Origin of the sequence: Leucobacter chromiireducens subsp. solipictus, from assembly GCF_016758195.1 — a bacterium.
Taxonomy (GTDB): Bacteria; Actinomycetota; Actinomycetes; order Actinomycetales; family Microbacteriaceae; genus Leucobacter; species Leucobacter solipictus.
The window spans coordinates 435,010-451,461 of the sequence record NZ_QYAC01000003.1 but is presented as its reverse complement, the minus strand read 5'-3'; the positions used below and the strand labels follow the sequence as shown (position 1 = coordinate 451,461).

The following is a 16,452-nucleotide window of genomic DNA, read 5'->3' as shown; positions in this document are numbered from 1 at the left end:
AACGAGCAGGGGAACTAGACAGCTCCAACTCGACAACGAAGGTCTCTCCTATGTCAACAACCCTCCGGGTCAGTACATCTAGCGCACACGGGGTGACCACGGGAGCGCTCGGCCGCGCGGTGGAACGGTTCCGCAGCGGCATCATCCTGCTCCTCGGCGCCGGCGGGGTGCTCATCATCTTCCTGGCGCGCCCGGTGAACGCGCCGACGGTTGCGTGGGTGACCGTCGGCGTGCTCGCCGGGCTCGCGCTCGTCGAGCTGCTGCGCCGGCCCGAGTCGGCGTCGCCGGCGGCCGGCCCGGCGCACACCGACACCGCGGACCGCCCCGGCGGCCTCGCCGCGCAGGCTCCACGCGCGGAGTAACGCGGGGTCCCTCCGGACCGCTCCGTGCGCGTCGTGTGCCCGCCCGCTCCTGAGGGCCACCGCACTCCCCCGGCGCACGCGGTGGCGCGCGCAAGCCCGCTGCTTCGCACTCAATTGTTGATGCTCGGCCCTCAAAATTCACGCACGGTCTCCCGGTTTTCCGGCGAGGCCCCCGCCACGCACTGGTACTTTTTCCGCAGCTCCTAGCCCGACCATGCTCGTGCGCGGACCCCCTCATCCAGTGCAGTGTCCGCCCGATCCGACCGAAGGACACCGTGACGTTCCGTGACTCCCCGCTGCCCCGACACCATCGTTTCCCCGGCACCCGCCTCGGGCTGATCCTCGGCGCGGCGATCGTCGCCGTCGGGCTGGTCGCCGTGGCCCCGCCCGCGCACGCCGAGGCTCGGGGAACACCGACCGCACGCACGACTGACGCCCCGGCAGAGTCCGATTTTCCGATGCGCACGGAGATCGCCCGCTTTGACCCGGAGTCCGGGGTCAAGGCTGGTTACGCTTCGGCGATCGCGGGCGATTACGCCGTGCTGGTACACCAGCTCCACCAGAGCGTGCAGATCGCGCACCTCCGCGACGCTGCGGCGGGCGACTGGGACACCGCCATGATCGGCCCAGACACCGAGGTGCGGGGCTTCGGAAGCGCGATCGCGATCGCGCCTGACGCGTCGCGCGTGTACATTTCCGCAACCTCAACGGCGACGGTGTGGGTCTACCTCCGCAGCGGCACCAACGATTGGGAGCTTGAGCGCATCATCGCCCCGGACGCACCCCCCGAGCGCGTCAGCAGCTATGGCACCACGTTCGGCGAGTCCCTCGCGCTCTTTGGGGACCGCCTCGTGGTGGGCGTGCCCAACGCGACCGTCGACGGCCTCGGAAACGCCGGCATGGCCTTCAGCGTCGACCTCACCTCGGACACCTGGACGCCGCTCATCCCCAGCGCGCCGATTGCCAACAGCATCACGGGACAGAAGGTGGCCGTGCACGGCGACCGGATCGCGGTCGCCGCCATCCAAGCGCGTGACTCGCAGTGGGGCAAGGCCGGCGGGGTCTATCTCTGGGACGCACAGACCTACGCCGAACCGCTCTTCACCCAGCAACCACGCAGTGATCCGAAAGCGTGCCTCGATGCTTCGGGTGGCAGCCGTCCCACCTTTGGCGTGGCGCTCGCGTTCGACGAGCAGGCGCTCTACGTGGGTTCCCCACTCGAGGTCGACTACTCCGGGGATTCGCCCGACGACCCGCTCACCGGGTGCAGCGACGCGGCCGTGGCGGCGGGAAACACCACGCAGGGGGCGATCTACCGCTTTGACGACTCCCTGCAGCAGATCGGGGGCAAACTGATGCCGCCTCGCGGCTCCTACTCATTCGGCGGCTCGATCGGCGTCGCCGGGGACGCGCTGCTCGTCGACGCATACCAGCAGCCCGATGCTGAGGGCGAGGTGTATGTCTACGACACGCGGGAGCTCGAGACCAACGGGAGCGGCGACGAACTCACCCGACAGTGGCGCGAGCCCGCGCAGATGCTCGTCGCGTCCGACCCGGGTGCCGGTGCCTACTTCGGCAACCAGGTGTACGGTCAGGGGATCGCGGCCGACGAAGGACGGACGCTCATCGGGGCCCCGCGGGCACGGGGAGAGCGCGGCACGGCGTACCTGTTCTCGCCACTGATCCCGTCGCCGGCACCGACCCTCACGGCCGAGCCACTCGAATTCGAGTACGGGCAGGGCGGCGACATCCTCGCCGCGGTCACCGACGTGCCCTCGGGCGGGACGGTCCACGCCTCCGTCGCGGGCACGGATCTTGTCCCGGCACCCGTGCTCGACGGTGCCGCCACCGTGGGGGTACCCGGCACGCAGTTCGATGCCCAGCAGTACACGGTCATGCTGGATTTGATGGTCGACGGCGCTGCGGAGCCTGCGGCGCACGCCGAGGCGGCGCTCAGTGTGCTCCCGGCCCCGACGACCGTCACGCTCCGTCCCGTCCCGCTGAGTTCGCTGGTCCCGGACACACTCGGCAGCGGCGAGCGTGAGACATCTGGCGGCACGTCGGAACCGTCCCGCTCGCGCGGCGATGGACTCGGCTTCGAGGGCACCGTCACGGCCGCACACGGCACCGCGGCCTCGGGCACCGTTGCGGTGTGGGCCGGAGAGACCCGGGTGGGAGAATTCCCCGTCGCGACCGATGGCACGTTCCGCGGCGACGCCGACCCCGACTTTGAGATCCCGGACGACGTGACGCGGTACGAGGCGCGCTACTCCGGCGATCAGAACCACCTGGAATCGCGCGCCACCGCGAAGGTCCGGGCCCCCGGCGGTGACACCACCGACCCGGGCACGACGGAACCCGGCACCACGGAACCCGGCACCCCGGAACCCGGCACCACGGAACCGGGAACCCCAGTGCCGGGCACGGACCCCGGCCCCGAGCCGGGCGCGCTCACGCGCGCGACGGATCGGGGGGAGCCCGAACTCGCCGCCACCGGGCAGGGCACACGCGAGCTCTGGGTCATGACGGCCCTCGCGCTCCTGCTCACGGCCGGCGGTTTCGCGGTCGCCCGCGCCGGAGCGCGACGCCCGGGCGCAACCTCAGGGCGCTAGGTCCGCCGCCCGTCACTCCTCCGCGAGCGCGCGCAGGCGCGCCAGGGCGGCGGGCGCGGCTCCGGCCGCGGCGAGCAGGTCAGCGCTCGCACCAGCGGCACACGCGTAGGGCCCCGAGTCTGCGAAGAGGAGCGATCGCGAGTTCGCCTGCTCCTCGAGCGCGATCAGGTGGAAGGCGAGTCGCGCCTGCCGCGACTCCGGGACGGCAAGCTCATCGGCCGCGACCGCATGCCGGATCTGAGCTTCGACATAGCCGTACCATTCCTGGAGCACCGCGCGGACGGCGTCGTTGACGGCCCCGGGCTTCGAATCCACGTCCGCGGCCGTCGCCGCGAAGAAGCACCCTCCCGCGAACACCCGGTCGCGAGAATACTCCAGGACATTGGCGAGCAGCTCCGAGAGCCGGCGGGCACCTCGCGGATGTGCGCGGGCCGGCTCGATCACCACGCTCAGGAACACCGTGCGGGCCGCGGCGACGGTCGCGAGCTGCAGTCCCTCTTTCCCCCCGAATAGGGTCGCGATGCTGCTCTTCCGGTGTCCCGATCGCTCAGCGAGCGCCCCGATCGTGAGCCCGTCGAGGCCCTGCACGGATACCAGCTGCATCGCTTCGGCGAGCACCACGCGCCGGGAGGCGTCACCGCGCGCACGGCGCCCGTCGATGGCGAGCGGTTCAGTCATGCACACAGTATACGCACGATCGTGCGTATACTGTCGGGGTGGCGTCATCTCGCCCGGATCCAAAGGAGCCCTGTGGCCACCAGCATTCTTGAGACCGCGATCCGCGGCGGCATCCGCACCGCGGCAAGCCTCTCCCCCGCCCTCGGTGCCCGCGCGGCAGTGCCGGTACTGTTTCTCGCCGCGCCGCCCATGCCCCTCGGGGCATCGAGCCCGCTCGCCGCGGCCACGGAACGCGCCGCGGACACCACGTCCCTCATCGTGCGGGGCCGCCCCATCACGAGCTATGCGTGGGGGTCCGGGGAGCGGAGCGTGCTCCTGCTCCACGGCTGGCGTGGCCGCGCCACGCAATTTGCGCCCCTGATCGCGCAGCTCACCGCCGCGGGAATGCGCGTGGTCTCGTTCGATGCACCGGCACACGGCGCCTCACCCGGACGCACCACCGATCTCCGCGACTGGGTCGCAGCCGCCGGGCAGCTCCACGATCGTGACGGCGGCTTCGACGCCATCGTGGGGCACTCGCTGGGCGGCCTCGCCGCGCTCACCGCGGCCCGCGAGGTCGCCCCCACCGCGGCGGTGGCGGTCGTGTCGGCACCCACGAGTCCCGGCCGTATTCTCACCGAGTTCGCGGACGAACTCGCGCTCCCGGAGCCCGCCCGCCCCCACCTCACGCGACAGTTTGCGGCCCGCGTCAACGAGACGCACGCCACGCTGCGTGATCGATATGACGCCGCCGCGCACCCGTTGCCGAAATCCACCCGGCTGCTGATCATCCACGACCAGGAGGATCGCCGGATCCCGGACAGCGAGGCCCTCCGCCTGCACGACGCGCACGGCGGGCGGGCCCAGCTCATGCGCACGTCGGGCCTCGGCCACAGCCGCATCCTCGCGGCCGAGCCGGTGGTCACCGCGCTCACCGAGTTTGCCGCGGCCCGCTCGGAGGGAAACGTCTCCCTGGACGATCCGTCGGGAACCTGACCCGTCCGGTCGGGCGGCCCGAACCGCGCGGTGGGAGTGTGGAATCATGACCCACACTGGCCAGATCCCTACCGCCCCGCCCGCGACGATCCCGCATCAGCTCGCCACTCCCCGGCGCTTCCCGATCGCCCCGTTGATCGCGATGATGCTCCTGAGCTTCCTCCTCGTCACCTCGGAGTTCCTCCCCAACGGCGTGCTCACCGAGATGGCACACGGGCTCGGCGTCACGGCTGGCCAGGCGGGCCAAACCGTCACGATCACCGGATTCGCCGGCCTCCTGGTCGCCCCCACGATCGGCCTCATGGTGCCGCGCATGGACCGGCGGCACCTGCTCGCGTGGACCGCCGTGCTGGGTGCCGTCTCGAACATCATCGTTGCGGTGGCACCGTCATTCGTACTGGTGCTCGTGGCACGCTTCCTGCTCGGTGCCGCGATCAGCGCGTTCTGGTCGATGTCGATCACGGTCGCCGCGCACATCGCCGGGCCCGCTCGCCTCGGCCGCGCCGTGATGTTCACCACGGCCGGCATGTCACTCGCGACCGTCGCCGGTGTTCCCCTCGGCGTGCTGATCGCCACCGCCCTCGACTGGCGCATGGTGTTCGGCATCAGCGGGATCGCCCTCGTGCTCCTCGCGGGCGCGATCCTGCTCCTCCTGCCGTCGGTGCCGGCGTCGGGAGCACACACCCTCGGGGCGCTCTGGCGGGTACTGCGCCGCCCCGGCATCGCGCTCGGACTCACCGGTCACGTCCTCGTCGTCCTCGGCCACTTCGTCACGTACACGTACGTTCGCCTCGCGCTGGAGCGGGTCACCGAGGCATCGGGTGAACCGCTCGCGGCGTCCACGATCGTGATTCTCCTCGCGCTCTTCGGGGCCGGCGGCCTCGTCGGGAATCTCGTGATCGGCGTCGTGATCGACCGCGCGCTGCGCGTCATCTCGCTCCTGATCCCGCTCCTGATCGCCGCCGCCGTGCTCACGATCATCACCGCGCCGGGCGCGCTCTGGGCCGTGGCGGTCGCGATCACCCTGTGGGGATTCAGCTTCGCGTCCTGGCTGATCGTGGTCAACACCTGGATCGGGCAGCGCGTCCCGGACGGCTTGGAGCAGGGCGGCAGCCTCGTGGTGGTCGGATTCCAGGCGGGGATCGTGGTGGCCGCCGGGCTCGGCGGGGTGCTCAGCGACGCGCTGGGCGTTGCCACGGTGTACGCGGGCGGGGCCGTCGCCCTGCTCGTCGGCGCGATCCTGTTCGGCTGGTCACACCGAGTCGCCCGCTAGCGTGCCGCCGGGGTGCGCCGCGGGTTCAGACCGGCAGGCGCGCCCCGGAGGGTTCTTCGCGCGAGCGCCAGCGCGACGGCGAGACTCCCGTGTGCCGCCGGAACGCGCGGCTGAACCCCTCGTCTGAGGCGTAGCCCAGCTCGCGCGAGGTCTGCGTCACGGATGCGCCGGTCGCCAAGCGCCGCTTCGCGTCTTCCATCCGAAGGCGCGCGAGGTACTGCCCCGGCGAGGCCCCCAGCACCTCCCGGAACCGCCGCGCGAACATCGACCGGGACATCGTCCCGAGCGTCGCCAGCCCGTCGAGCGACCAGTCGTGGCCGGGGTTCTCGTGAATCGCCCGCAGCACCCGATCGAGATGCGGGTCCGCCACCCGGGCGGACCAGCCCGCCGGCGCACACCCCGCGGCATACCAGGCCCGCAGCACCGCCAGCAGCAGCGTGCGCGCCATGAGCTGGCAGATGACCGCGTCACCCGGCCGCAGCGGGGACGCCGCGCCCGCGGAATCGGCACCGACGGTGGTCTCCGATTCGGGATGCCCCATCGTGCTCGCGAGCGCCGCGACCGCCGGATCGTGCGCGCTGAAGCCCACCATCGTGAGAGGGTCGGGCAGCAGCGCGTGCAACCGCTGCGCGGTCTCGGTGAGTTCGAGCGTCACCACGATGAGCGTCGTCGCCACGGCCGCCGTGAACCGGTGTGAGGACCGGCCCAGGGCGAGCAGCGCGGATCCGGCACCCAGTGGGGAACCGAGTCCGGACCCGGGTCCGGCGGGCCCCCGATCCGGTGCACCCGCGGTCGCGACGGCGCACCGCCCCGGTGCCGTCGAACACGCCGCGATCGGGACGCCGAGCAGCTCCCCCGCGTCGAGATACACGAGACTCGTCGCGCCGGCCGGCGCCGTCCAGCGCTCGCGCGGCGCAAGCGTGACGCGGCGGGTGTGGGTGACGCTGAGATCGACGCTCTCGAGCAGCTGCGCAACCGAGGCGCTCTCCGGGGCAAGCATGCGGGGTACAACGCGGTGGCGCGCCGCCCTATTCCGTGTGCCGCGCCCGCGTGGTCGACCACGCGCGCATGTCCTCCTCGAACGCGCCGGGCACCCATCCGAGCGCACGAAAGAACGCATCGGCGGCGGGATTATCGGAGGCGACGTACGCCACCCAGTCGTCGCCCGGCGGATGCCCCTCCCACGCGAGCACCGCGGTGACGGCGCGGCGCCCGATCCCGCGCCCGCGCAGTGCTGGCGACACCGCGAGATCCGAGATGGTGTGCGGGTGCTCGGCGGTGGCCCAGACGACGCCGACGAGCGCGAGCGGCAGCTCGGGTGCGGCCGGATCGCTGGCGACGAGCTCCACCCCGCCCCGATCCGCCAGCACGTACTCCAGCCACTCCGCATCGAGCGGCCCGAGCTCGGCGTTCAGCCGCTCGTCCGTGAACCAGTCCTGGACCCACCCCCAGTCCTCCCGCTGGAGGCGCCGCAGAGCCAGCATCGGCTAGCGGTCGTCGAGCGCGGCGCCGCGCCGGTCGACCAGCCCCCAGGTCGCCGCGGCCGCGACGATGAAGAACGCCGCAAACACCGCGAAGGTGAAGGTGGTGCCCGCCCCCGCGAGCATCACGGGAACGAGCAGCGGCGCGACGATCGAGGCGATCCGCCCCACCCCGGCAGCCCACCCGGCGCCCGTCCCCCGGAGGGAGGTGGGGTAGATCTCGGGGGTGACCGCGTAGAGGGCGCCCCAGGCGCCGAGGTTGAAGAACGACAACGCCATGCCGGAGGCGATGATCGCGCCCTCGGTGTGGACGGTGCCGAACAGCACCGCGGAAACCGCGGAGCCCACGAGGAACACGGAGAGGGTGGGACGGCGGCCCCACTTCTCGATCAGCCAGGCCGCGACCGCGTAGCCGGGGAGCTGCGCCAGCGTAATGATCAGGGTGAAGCCAAACGAACGAACCAGGCTGAAGCCGGCATCGACGAGGATACTCGGAATCCAGATGAAGGCCCCGTAGTAAGCGAAGTTCACGCAGAACCACACCGCCCAGATCGCGAGCGTGCGGCCCCGGAACTCGCGCGTCCAGAGGCCCGCGACGCGGCTGCCCGCCGGGGCGGCGGGCGCGGCCGCGGCGGGCTCTCGCGGTTCCGCCACGGTATCGGGCGCGGTCACGCCCGCGGACGCCTCGAAGTCCGCGACGATCCGCTCGGCCTCGGCGACGCGGCCGCGCCCCGCGAGCCAGCGCGGGGACTCCGGGAGTCCCCAGCGCACGGCGAACGCGTAGATCGCGGGGATCGCGCCGATCGCGAACGCCCACCGCCACCCGTTCTCGGAGGCCGGGACGACGAAGTAGCCGATGATCGCCGCAGCGGTCCAGCCGACGGCCCAGAAGGCCTCCAGGATCACGATCAGGCGACCGCGGATGCGCGCCGGGGCGAACTCACTCACGTAGGTCGACGCGACCGGCAGTTCGGCGCCGAGGCCGAGGCCGACGACGAAGCGGAGCACGAGCAGCGCGGCGATCCCGCCGACCAGGGCGCTCGCCCCGGTCGCCGCACCGTAGACCAGCAGCGTGATCGCGAAGATTTGGCGGCGCCCGAACTTATCGGCGAGCAGCCCCCCGAGGCTCGCACCGATCGCCATGCCCGCGAACCCGATGGAGGCGATCAGGCCCGCTTCTCCGGTCGTGATCCCCCAGTGCTGGGTCAACGCCGCGATGATGAAGGAGATCAGGCCCACATCCATCGCGTCGAGCGCCCAGCCGAGCCCCGATCCGCCGAGCAGCTTCGCGTGCTTCCGGGTGAACGGGAGCGCGTCGAGCCGTCGGGACAGCGAGCGCGCCTGGCTCGCGGAAGAATCACTCATAGCATCATCGTAGGGGGAAGCGGGTGCCTTCGTCAGCACCGTCACCCGCGCCGTGGTGCGGAGGCGCTGTCCCGGCGATCAGCACTCCACGACGCCGACCGAGACGCTCACGGCCAGCCCGCCCATCGCGGTTTCCTTGTACTTGTCGCTCATGTCCCGCCCGGTCTCCCGCATCGTGACGATCACGTCATCCAGGCTGACGTGGTGCGAGCCGTCGCCCATCAGCGCCATCTTCGCCGCGTTGACGGCCTTCGCTGCGGCGATCGCGTTGCGCTCGATACAGGGGATCTGCACGAGCCCGCCGATCGGGTCGCAGGTGAGGCCGAGGTTGTGCTCCATCGCGATCTCGGCGGCGTTCTCGACCTGCTCAGGGGTGCCGCCGAGCACCTGCGCGAGCCCGGCGGCGGCCATGGAGGAGGCGGATCCGACCTCGCCCTGGCAGCCCACCTCGGCACCGGAGATCGAGGCCTGCTCCTTGTAGAGCACGCCGACGGCCCCCGCCGCGAGAAGAAAATCGCTGATCGCGGTCCGCCGCTCCGCCTCGCTCCAGGCGTCCGCACCCGGGGCGTAGTGCGTCGCGTAGAACAGCACCGCGGGAATGATCCCGGCCGCCCCGTTGGTGGGGGCGGTGACCACCCGGCCCCCGCTCGCGTTCTCCTCGTTCACGGCCAGGGCGACGAGGTTGATCCACTCCTGCCAGTACTGGGGGTCGCGGTGCGGATCCTGCGCGGTGAGGCGGCGATGCCACTCGGGCGCGCGGCGGCGCACGTTCAGGCCGCCGGGAAGCACCCCCGTGCGCTCCAGCGCGGAGTTCTTGCACGCCTCCATCACCTCCCAGATGTGGCACAGGCCGTCGCGCACCTCCGACTCCGGGCGGAGCGCCTTCTCGTTCTCCAGCATCAGCTCGGCGAGCGAGAACCCGGTCTCGCTCGCGTAGCGCAGCAGTTCGGCGGCCGTCGTGAACGGGAACGGCAGCACGGCGAGCGTGGATTCCAGGCGATCCTGGACCTGGGCTTCGGCACCCTCGCGCACGATGAAGCCGCCGCCCACCGAGAAGTACGTCTCCTCCGCGAGCACCTCCCCGGCCGCGTCGAGCACCCCGAAACGCATCCCGTTCGTGTGGGTGGGGAGCACCGTGAGCGGCCGCAGCACGATGTCGGCTTCGCGAAACGGCACGCTGACCGCCGCGGATGCCGGATCCGCTGCCCCGCCGCGCGGCGATCCGGCCCCCGACCCGGCCGCGAGCTGCACGCGCCCCGCGCCCTCGATCCGGGCGAGCGCCCGCTCGATCTCCTCGGGGAGCACGGTCTCCGGATCGAGGCCCTCCAGCCCGAGCAGCACCGCGGTGAGGGTGCCATGCCCCCGGCCGGTGGCCGCGAGCGACCCGAACAGGTCGACCCGCAGCCCTCGCACGCGCGGCAGCACCCCGGACGCACGCAGCTGCGCGGCGAAGCGATTCGCGGCGCGCATCGGCCCCACCGTGTGCGAACTGGAGGGGCCGATCCCCACGGAAAACAGGTCAAAGACGCTGAGAGCCACGATGATCTCCGTTTCTCCTGTGCCGGGCGCGCCGGCGATGAGGTGTTACCCGAGCGCCGCCACGTCCGGGTAGAGCGGGTGCGCGGCGGCGAGCGCGGCGACCCGAGCGCGCAGCGCGTCGAGGTGTTCGGGAGCCGCCCCGCCCTCCGCGGTCCCCGCGATCAGCGTTTCCGCGATGATGTCGGCCACCTCCGCGAACGCCGCCTCGCCGAAGCCGCGGGTGGCGAGCGCCGGCGTGCCGATCCGGAGTCCGCTCGTGACCATCGGCGGGCGCGGATCGAACGGCACCGCGTTGCGGTTCACGGTGATCTCGACCCGGGCCAGCAGATCCTCCGCGGCCTGCCCGTCGAGCGCAGAATTGCGGAGATCCACGAGCACCAGGTGCACATCCGTACCGCCCGTGAGCACGCTGATCCCGCGCTCGGTCAGGTCCTCGCGCACGAGGCGTTCGGCGAGGATCCGGGCTCCCATGACGGTGCGCTGCTGGCGCTCGGCGAACTCCGGCGTCGCCGCGATGCCGAAGGCCACGGCCTTGCCCGCGATGACGTGCTCGAGCGGCCCGCCCTGCTGCCCCGGGAACACCGCGGAGTTGATCTTCTTCGCGATCTCCGCGTCGTTCGTGAGGATGATGCCGCCGCGCGGGCCGGCGAGGGTCTTGTGTGTGGTCGAAGTGGTGACGTGCGCGTGCGGCACGGGATTAGGGTGGAGCCCCGCGGCCACGAGGCCCGCGAAGTGCGCCATGTCGACCATCAGATAGGCCCCGACCTCGTCGGCGATCTCGCGGAAGCGCTCGAAATCGAGCCGCCGCGAGTACGCCGACCAGCCCGCAATGATCAGCTGGGGCCGATGCTCCCGGGCGAGGCGCGCCACCTCGTCCATGTCGACGCGCAGCGTCTCCTCGGCAACCCCGTACGCCGCGACCTCGTAGAGCCGGCCCGAGAAATTGATCTTCATGCCGTGCGTCAGGTGCCCGCCGTGCGCGAGGTTCAGCCCGAGGATCGTGTCGCCCGGGCGGATCAGCGCGTGCATCACCGCGGCGTTCGCCTGGGCGCCCGAGTGGGGCTGGACGTTCGCGAACTCTGCGCCGAACAGCGCCTTCACGCGCTCGATCGCGAGGGTCTCGATCACGTCGACCTCTTCGCAGCCGCCGTAGTAGCGGCGACCCGGGTAGCCCTCGGCGTACTTGTTCGTGAGCACCGAGCCCTGCGCCTGCATCACCGCAACGGCCGTGTGGTTCTCCGAGGCGATCATCTCAAGGCCGCGGCGCTGCCGCGCGAGCTCCGCGTCGATGCGCTGCGCAACCTCGGGATCCAGCTCCGCGATCGGGGCGTTCAGCGAGGCCGAGGCGACCGGCGTGAAGCGTCGCATCACTCGACCCCGTTCTGGGCGGCGTACTCCTCAGCGCTCAGCAGCGGACCGAACTCGGTGACGGCGACCTTGAACAGCCACGCCGCGCCGTAGGGGTCGGAGTTCACGAGCGCGGGGTCGTCGATGACGGCCTGGTTGATCTCGACGACCTCGCCCGTGACCGGCGAGAACAGCTCCGACACCGACTTCGTCGACTCGATCTCGCCGCACTCGGCGCCGGCGGTGACGGCGCTGCCGACCTCGGGCAGATCGACGTAGACGACCTCGCCCAGCGCGTCGGCGGCGACCTGGCTGACGCCGACCGTGGCGGGCGACTCGTCCGTGATCCACTCGTGCTCGGCGGAGTACTGCAGTCCGGTCTGAACCTTGCTCATGTGTGTGTCCTTCTGGTGGGGCGCGAGCCTGGCTCGCGGGTGGTGGGTGTGGTGGGTGTGGTGGGATGTGTGTGGTGCGCGCTGCGCGCGGCGCGTTACTGGGCGCGGCGGTAGAACGGGAGCGCCACGACGGTGAACGCCTCCGGCTTGCCGCGCAGGTCGACCGTGAGCTCCGTGCCCACCTCGGCGTACGCGGGATCGATCGAGGCGAGCGCGATCGGGAAACCGAGCGTGGGCGACGGCTGTCCGCTCGTCACTTCGCCGATCTGGACGCCGTCGACGAGCACGGCGTAGCCCGCGCGGCCCGCGCGGCGGCCGGCCCCTTGGAGGCCGACCAGCACCCGGCTGGGCGTCTCCTCGCGCCGCGCTTCCAGGGCGTCCCGCCCCACGAAACGCTCCGCTTTCTTGAACGAAACGACGGGGCCAAGTCCGGCCTCGAACGGGGTGATGTCGCGACTCAGCTCATTGCCGTACAGCGGCATGCCCGCTTCCAGCCGCAGCGAGTCGCGGGACGCGAGCCCGGCGGGGATCAGCCCGTGGGCTTCCCCCGACGCGAGCACGGCACGCCACAGCTCGGCCGCGTGCGCGTTCGGCACGTAGAGTTCGAAGCCGTCCTCACCGGTGTAGCCGGTGCGGGCGAGCAGCACCTCGATGCCCGCCACCGACGCCGGGGCCGCGGCGTAGTACTTCATGTCGCTCACGAGCGCGCGCTGCGCCTCCGGCACGAGCTCGTGCAGGATCGCGACCGACGCGGGTCCCTGCACCGCGACGAGGCTCGTCTCGGCGGACTCGTCGCGCACCGTCACGTCGAATCCCGCGGCGCGCTCCGCGAACGCGGCGGCGACCGTGGGCGCGTTGCCCGCGTTCGGCACGACCAGGAACTCGGTGTCGCCGAGCCGGTACGTGATGAGGTCGTCGATGATCCCGCCGTCGGCGTCACAGATCAGCGAATACTTCGCGCGGCCCACGGCCGTCACGGCGAAGTTGCCGACGAGCGCGGTGTTGAGGAACGTTGCGGCGTCGGGGCCGGTCACCCGGATCTCCCCCATGTGCGACAGGTCGAAGAGGCCCGCGGCCTCGCGCACGGCGCGGTGCTCGGCCAGTTCGGAGCCGTACTTCAGCGGCATATCCCAGCCGCCGAAATCGGTGAAGGAGGCGCCGAGTGCGGCGTGCTCGGCGTGGAGCGCGGTGTGGGCGGGGCCGGCCTGGCCGGAGCCCGGTGCCTGCGTTGCGTCAGTCATGATCGTCCGTCCTTGGTTCGTGGATGCGTCAGTTCTCGAAGGCCTCGGGGGCCGGGCAGGAGCACACCAGGTTGCGGTCGCCGAAGGCACCGTCGATCCGGCCCACCGGCGGGAAGTACTTGTCGCTGCGCAACGCGGGCACGGCGTAGGCGGCCTGCTCGCGGGTGTACTCGCGATCCCAGCTGTCGCTCACCACCGCGCGGGCCGTGTGCGGGGCGTGCCGCAGCGGCGAGGCGTCGAGGCCGATCCGGCCCGCAATGATCGCGTCAATCTCGCCACGGATCGTGATCATCGCCTCGATGAACCGCTCGATCTCGCCGAGATCCTCGGATTCCGTCGGTTCCACCATGAGCGTGCCGGCGACCGGGAACGCGAGCGTCGGGGCATGGAAGCCGAAGTCGATGAGCCGCTTCGCGACGTCCTCCGCGGTCACGCCGGACTGGGCGGTCAGTTCGCGCAGGTCGAGGATGCACTCGTGGGCGACGAGGCCCGCGGCCCCGGTGAACAGCACCGGGAAGTGTTCGGTCAGGCGGGCCGCGATAAAGTTCGCGCTCAGCAGGGCGGTGCGCGTGGCACGGGTGAGCCCGTCGGCGCCCATCATCGCGATGTACGCGTAGGAGATGGGGAGCACCCCGGCCGAGCCGAACAGGGTCGCGACGACCGGGACGCCCTCGCTCACCGCGTAGGTGCCGGTCGGGTCGTTCGGGAGGAACGGCAGCAGGTGCTCGGCGACGCCGATCGGGCCGACGCCGGGGCCGCCGCCGCCGTGCGGGATCGCGAAGGTCTTGTGCAGGTTCAGGTGGGAGACGTCGCCGCCGAACTTGCCCGGCTGAGCGAGCCCGACGAGGGCGTTCATGTTGGCGCCGTCGATGTAGACCTGCCCGCCGGCCGCGTGGACGAGGTCGCAGACCTCGCGCACGTCCACGTCGTACAGGCCGTACGTGGAGGGGTAGGTGATCATGATCGCGGCCAGCTCGTCGCGGTTGGCGTCGATCTTGGTCCGGAGGTCGTCGAGGTCGATCGTGCCGGTCTCGGTGTTCTTGACCACGATGACCCGCATGCCCGCGAGCACCGCGGAGGCCGCGTTGGTCCCGTGCGCGGACGCGGGGATCAGGCACACGGTCCGCTGCTCTTCACCGTTCGCGCGGTGGTAGCCGCGGATCGCGAGCAGCCCCGCGTACTCGCCCTGCGCGCCGGAGTTCGGCTGCAGCGAGAGCCCGGCGTATCCCGTGATCTCGACGAGGCGGCGCTCCAGGTCCGCGATCAGCTCGCGCCAGCCCCGGCTCTGGTCTTCCGGGACGTAGGGGTGGATCCCGGCGAACTCGGGCCAGGAGATGGACTCCATCTCGGCCGTGGAGTTCAGCTTCATCGTGCAGGAGCCGAGCGGGATCATGGTGCGATCCAGCGCGAGATCGCGATCCGCGAGGCGGCGCAGGTAGCGCAGCATCTGCGTTTCGGAGCGCATCGAGTTGAAGATCGGGTGGGTGAGGTACTCGCTCGTGCGGACGAGGCCGCCCGCGAACGCGTACTCGCCCGGCGTGGCGGGCGCGGACCCGGCACCGGCGCCGAACGCGGCGAGCACCACGTCGACGTGAGCCTGCGTCGTGGTCTCATCGGTGGAGACGCCCACCGTGTCCGCGTCGATCAGGCGCAGGTTCACGCCCGCCGCGCATGCCGCGTCAACGATGTCCGCCGCCCGGCCCGGGACCGTGGCGACGACGGTGTCGAAGAACGCGGGCCCCGCGAGGGTGATCCCGGCCGCGGACAGGCCGTTCGCGATGGTGCGGGCGTGGGCGTGGGTGCGCTCGGCGATCGCGCGCAGGCCGGTCGGACCGTGGTAGACGGCGTACATCGAGGCCGTGATCGCGAGCAGCGCCTGCGCGGTGCAGATATTGCTCGTCGCCTTCTCGCGGCGAATGTGCTGTTCGCGGGTCTGCAGGGTGAGGCGGTAGGCCTGGTCCCCCGCGGAATCCTTCGAGACGCCGACGAGGCGGCCGGGGAGCGAGCGCTCCAGGCCCGCGCGAATCGCGAGGTACGCGGCGTGCGGCCCGCCGAAGAACAGCGGGACGCCGAAGCGCTGCGTATTGCCGACCGCGACGTCGGCGCCCTGTTCGCCGGGCGGGGTGATGAGCGTCAGCGAGAGCAGGTCGGCGATCACCGTGACCATCGCGCCGCGCTCGTGCGCCGCGGCGATCAGCTCGGACTGTTCGCGCACCGTGCCGTCGTTGCCGGGCTGCTGCAGCACGACGCCGAAGATCTCGCCCTCGGGCAGCCCCGAGGTCAGGTCCGCCACCTCGACCGCGAAGTCGAGGGCTTCGGCGCGGCCCTCGATCACCGCGATCGTCTGCGGGAAGACGTTGGCGTCCACCACCACGCGGGCCGTCGCGGGGGCCTTCCCGGCGCGACGCATCAGCAGCACGGCCTCCGCCGCCGAGGAGGATTCGTCGAGCATCGACGCGTTCGCGACGTGCAGGCCGGTGAGATCGGCCACCATGGTCTGGAAGTTCAGGAGCGCCTCGAGCCGGCCCTGCGAAATCTCCGGCTGGTAGGGGGTGTAGGCCGTGTACCAGGCCGGGCTCTCGAGCACGTTGCGGCGGATCACCGGCGGCGTGTGCGTGTCAGAGAAGCCCTGCCCGATCATCTGCGTCTTGAGCACGTTCTTGCTCGCGAGCGCGCGGAGATCGGCGAGGATCTCCTCCTCCCGCCGCGCGGCGGGCAGATCGAGCGTGCCCGACATGCGGATATCCGCGGGCACTGCGGCGTCGACCAGCGCATCGAGGTCTGCGTACCCCAGCGTGTCGAGCATCGTGGCGATGTCGTCGGGGGTCGTGACCCCGATATGGCGATCGGCGAAGGAAGCGGGCTGCGTGAAGCTCAAGAGGATCTCCGTAGGTGGGAGTACGCCAAAGCGCACCGGGTGGGATCCTCCCCGCTCTGTTACGGAACCTGAGAGATTCAGGCGAACCGATCGCGGGATCGGGCACCCTTGCACCGTCGGTGAGCCGGGTTCACCAGCTACTTTCCAGAGTTGCCACGCTGCAGCGGTACGGATGCCTGAGAGATTCCCGGGGAGGGTTTGCTCCTACGGCGCCAGGCTCGCACTCGCGTGCCACCTGGACTCTCCCGCCACAGCGTATTGGCCCATATTCATGAGTGGCCTCAGCTTAGCATCACCCGGCCCGCT

13 protein-coding genes and 2 riboswitches are annotated in these 16,452 nt (G+C 71.4%); of the genes, 4 read left to right on the top strand and 9 right to left on the bottom strand.

What is annotated here, in order from left to right; genetic code table 11:
• Nucleotides 1–50: 50 nt before the first annotated feature.
• On the top strand, nt 51–362 hold the full coding sequence (locus D3230_RS07885) for a hypothetical protein (RefSeq protein ID WP_202344473.1): 312 nt from the start codon (nt 51–53) through the stop codon (nt 360–362).
• Nucleotides 363–637: 275 nt separating this feature from the next.
• Nucleotides 638–2,974 (top strand): hypothetical protein, encoded by a 2,337-nt coding sequence (locus D3230_RS07880; protein WP_202344472.1) that lies wholly within the window; start codon nt 638–640, stop codon nt 2,972–2,974.
• A 12-nt stretch (nt 2,975–2,986) separates the two neighbouring features.
• Here D3230_RS07880 and D3230_RS07875 read toward each other — a convergent pair whose 3' ends face one another.
• Nucleotides 2,987–3,652: a TetR/AcrR family transcriptional regulator gene (locus D3230_RS07875; protein WP_202344471.1), complete on the bottom strand. Its 666-nt coding sequence runs from the start codon at nt 3,650–3,652 to the stop codon at nt 2,987–2,989.
• A gap of 72 nt (nt 3,653–3,724) precedes the next feature.
• Between D3230_RS07875 and D3230_RS07870 the strand changes: the two genes are divergently transcribed.
• Nucleotides 3,725–4,627, top strand: coding sequence for an alpha/beta fold hydrolase (locus tag D3230_RS07870; RefSeq protein ID WP_202344470.1), 903 nt, complete (start codon nt 3,725–3,727; stop codon nt 4,625–4,627).
• Between the two features lie 46 nt (nt 4,628–4,673).
• Complete coding sequence (locus tag D3230_RS07865) at nt 4,674–5,900, top strand: MFS transporter (protein WP_202344469.1); 1,227 nt, start codon at nt 4,674–4,676, stop codon at nt 5,898–5,900.
• A gap of 25 nt (nt 5,901–5,925) precedes the next feature.
• Here D3230_RS07865 and D3230_RS07860 read toward each other — a convergent pair whose 3' ends face one another.
• The 8 genes from D3230_RS07860 to gcvP form a co-directional block, all read right to left on the bottom strand.
• Nucleotides 5,926–6,900 (bottom strand): helix-turn-helix domain-containing protein, encoded by a 975-nt coding sequence (locus D3230_RS07860; RefSeq protein WP_202344468.1) that lies wholly within the window; start codon nt 6,898–6,900, stop codon nt 5,926–5,928.
• A 28-nt stretch (nt 6,901–6,928) separates the two neighbouring features.
• A complete protein-coding gene (locus tag D3230_RS07855; protein ID WP_202344467.1) occupies nt 6,929–7,384 on the bottom strand; it encodes a GNAT family N-acetyltransferase in 456 nt (151 codons plus the stop codon).
• 3 nt (nt 7,385–7,387) lie between these two features.
• The gene (locus D3230_RS07850; RefSeq protein ID WP_202344466.1) at nt 7,388–8,746 is read right to left on the bottom strand and encodes an MFS transporter; all 1,359 of its coding nucleotides are present in this window, start codon (nt 8,744–8,746) and stop codon (nt 7,388–7,390) included.
• A gap of 78 nt (nt 8,747–8,824) precedes the next feature.
• Nucleotides 8,825–10,285 (bottom strand): L-serine ammonia-lyase, encoded by a 1,461-nt coding sequence (locus D3230_RS07845; protein ID WP_202344465.1) that lies wholly within the window; start codon nt 10,283–10,285, stop codon nt 8,825–8,827.
• Between the two features lie 45 nt (nt 10,286–10,330).
• Complete coding sequence (gene glyA / locus D3230_RS07840; RefSeq protein WP_202344464.1) at nt 10,331–11,653, bottom strand: serine hydroxymethyltransferase; 1,323 nt, start codon at nt 11,651–11,653, stop codon at nt 10,331–10,333.
• Nucleotides 11,653–12,027 carry a glycine cleavage system protein GcvH gene (gene gcvH, locus D3230_RS07835; protein WP_202344463.1) on the bottom strand — a complete coding sequence of 125 codons (375 nt, stop codon included), beginning with the start codon at nt 12,025–12,027 and terminating at the stop codon, nt 11,653–11,655. Before gcvH ends, glyA begins: the two co-directional genes overlap by 1 nt.
• A gap of 95 nt (nt 12,028–12,122) precedes the next feature.
• Nucleotides 12,123–13,268 carry a glycine cleavage system aminomethyltransferase GcvT gene (gene gcvT / locus D3230_RS07830; protein WP_202344462.1) on the bottom strand — a complete coding sequence of 382 codons (1,146 nt, stop codon included), beginning with the start codon at nt 13,266–13,268 and terminating at the stop codon, nt 12,123–12,125.
• 28 nt (nt 13,269–13,296) lie between these two features.
• On the bottom strand, nt 13,297–16,146 hold the full coding sequence (gene gcvP / locus D3230_RS07825; RefSeq protein ID WP_237467138.1) for an aminomethyl-transferring glycine dehydrogenase: 2,850 nt from the start codon (nt 16,144–16,146) through the stop codon (nt 13,297–13,299).
• A 46-nt stretch (nt 16,147–16,192) separates the two neighbouring features.
• Nucleotides 16,193–16,299, bottom strand: a riboswitch (glycine riboswitch).
• A gap of 1 nt (nt 16,300) precedes the next feature.
• A riboswitch (glycine riboswitch) is annotated at nt 16,301–16,404 on the bottom strand.
• Nucleotides 16,405–16,452: the final 48 nt, after the last annotated feature.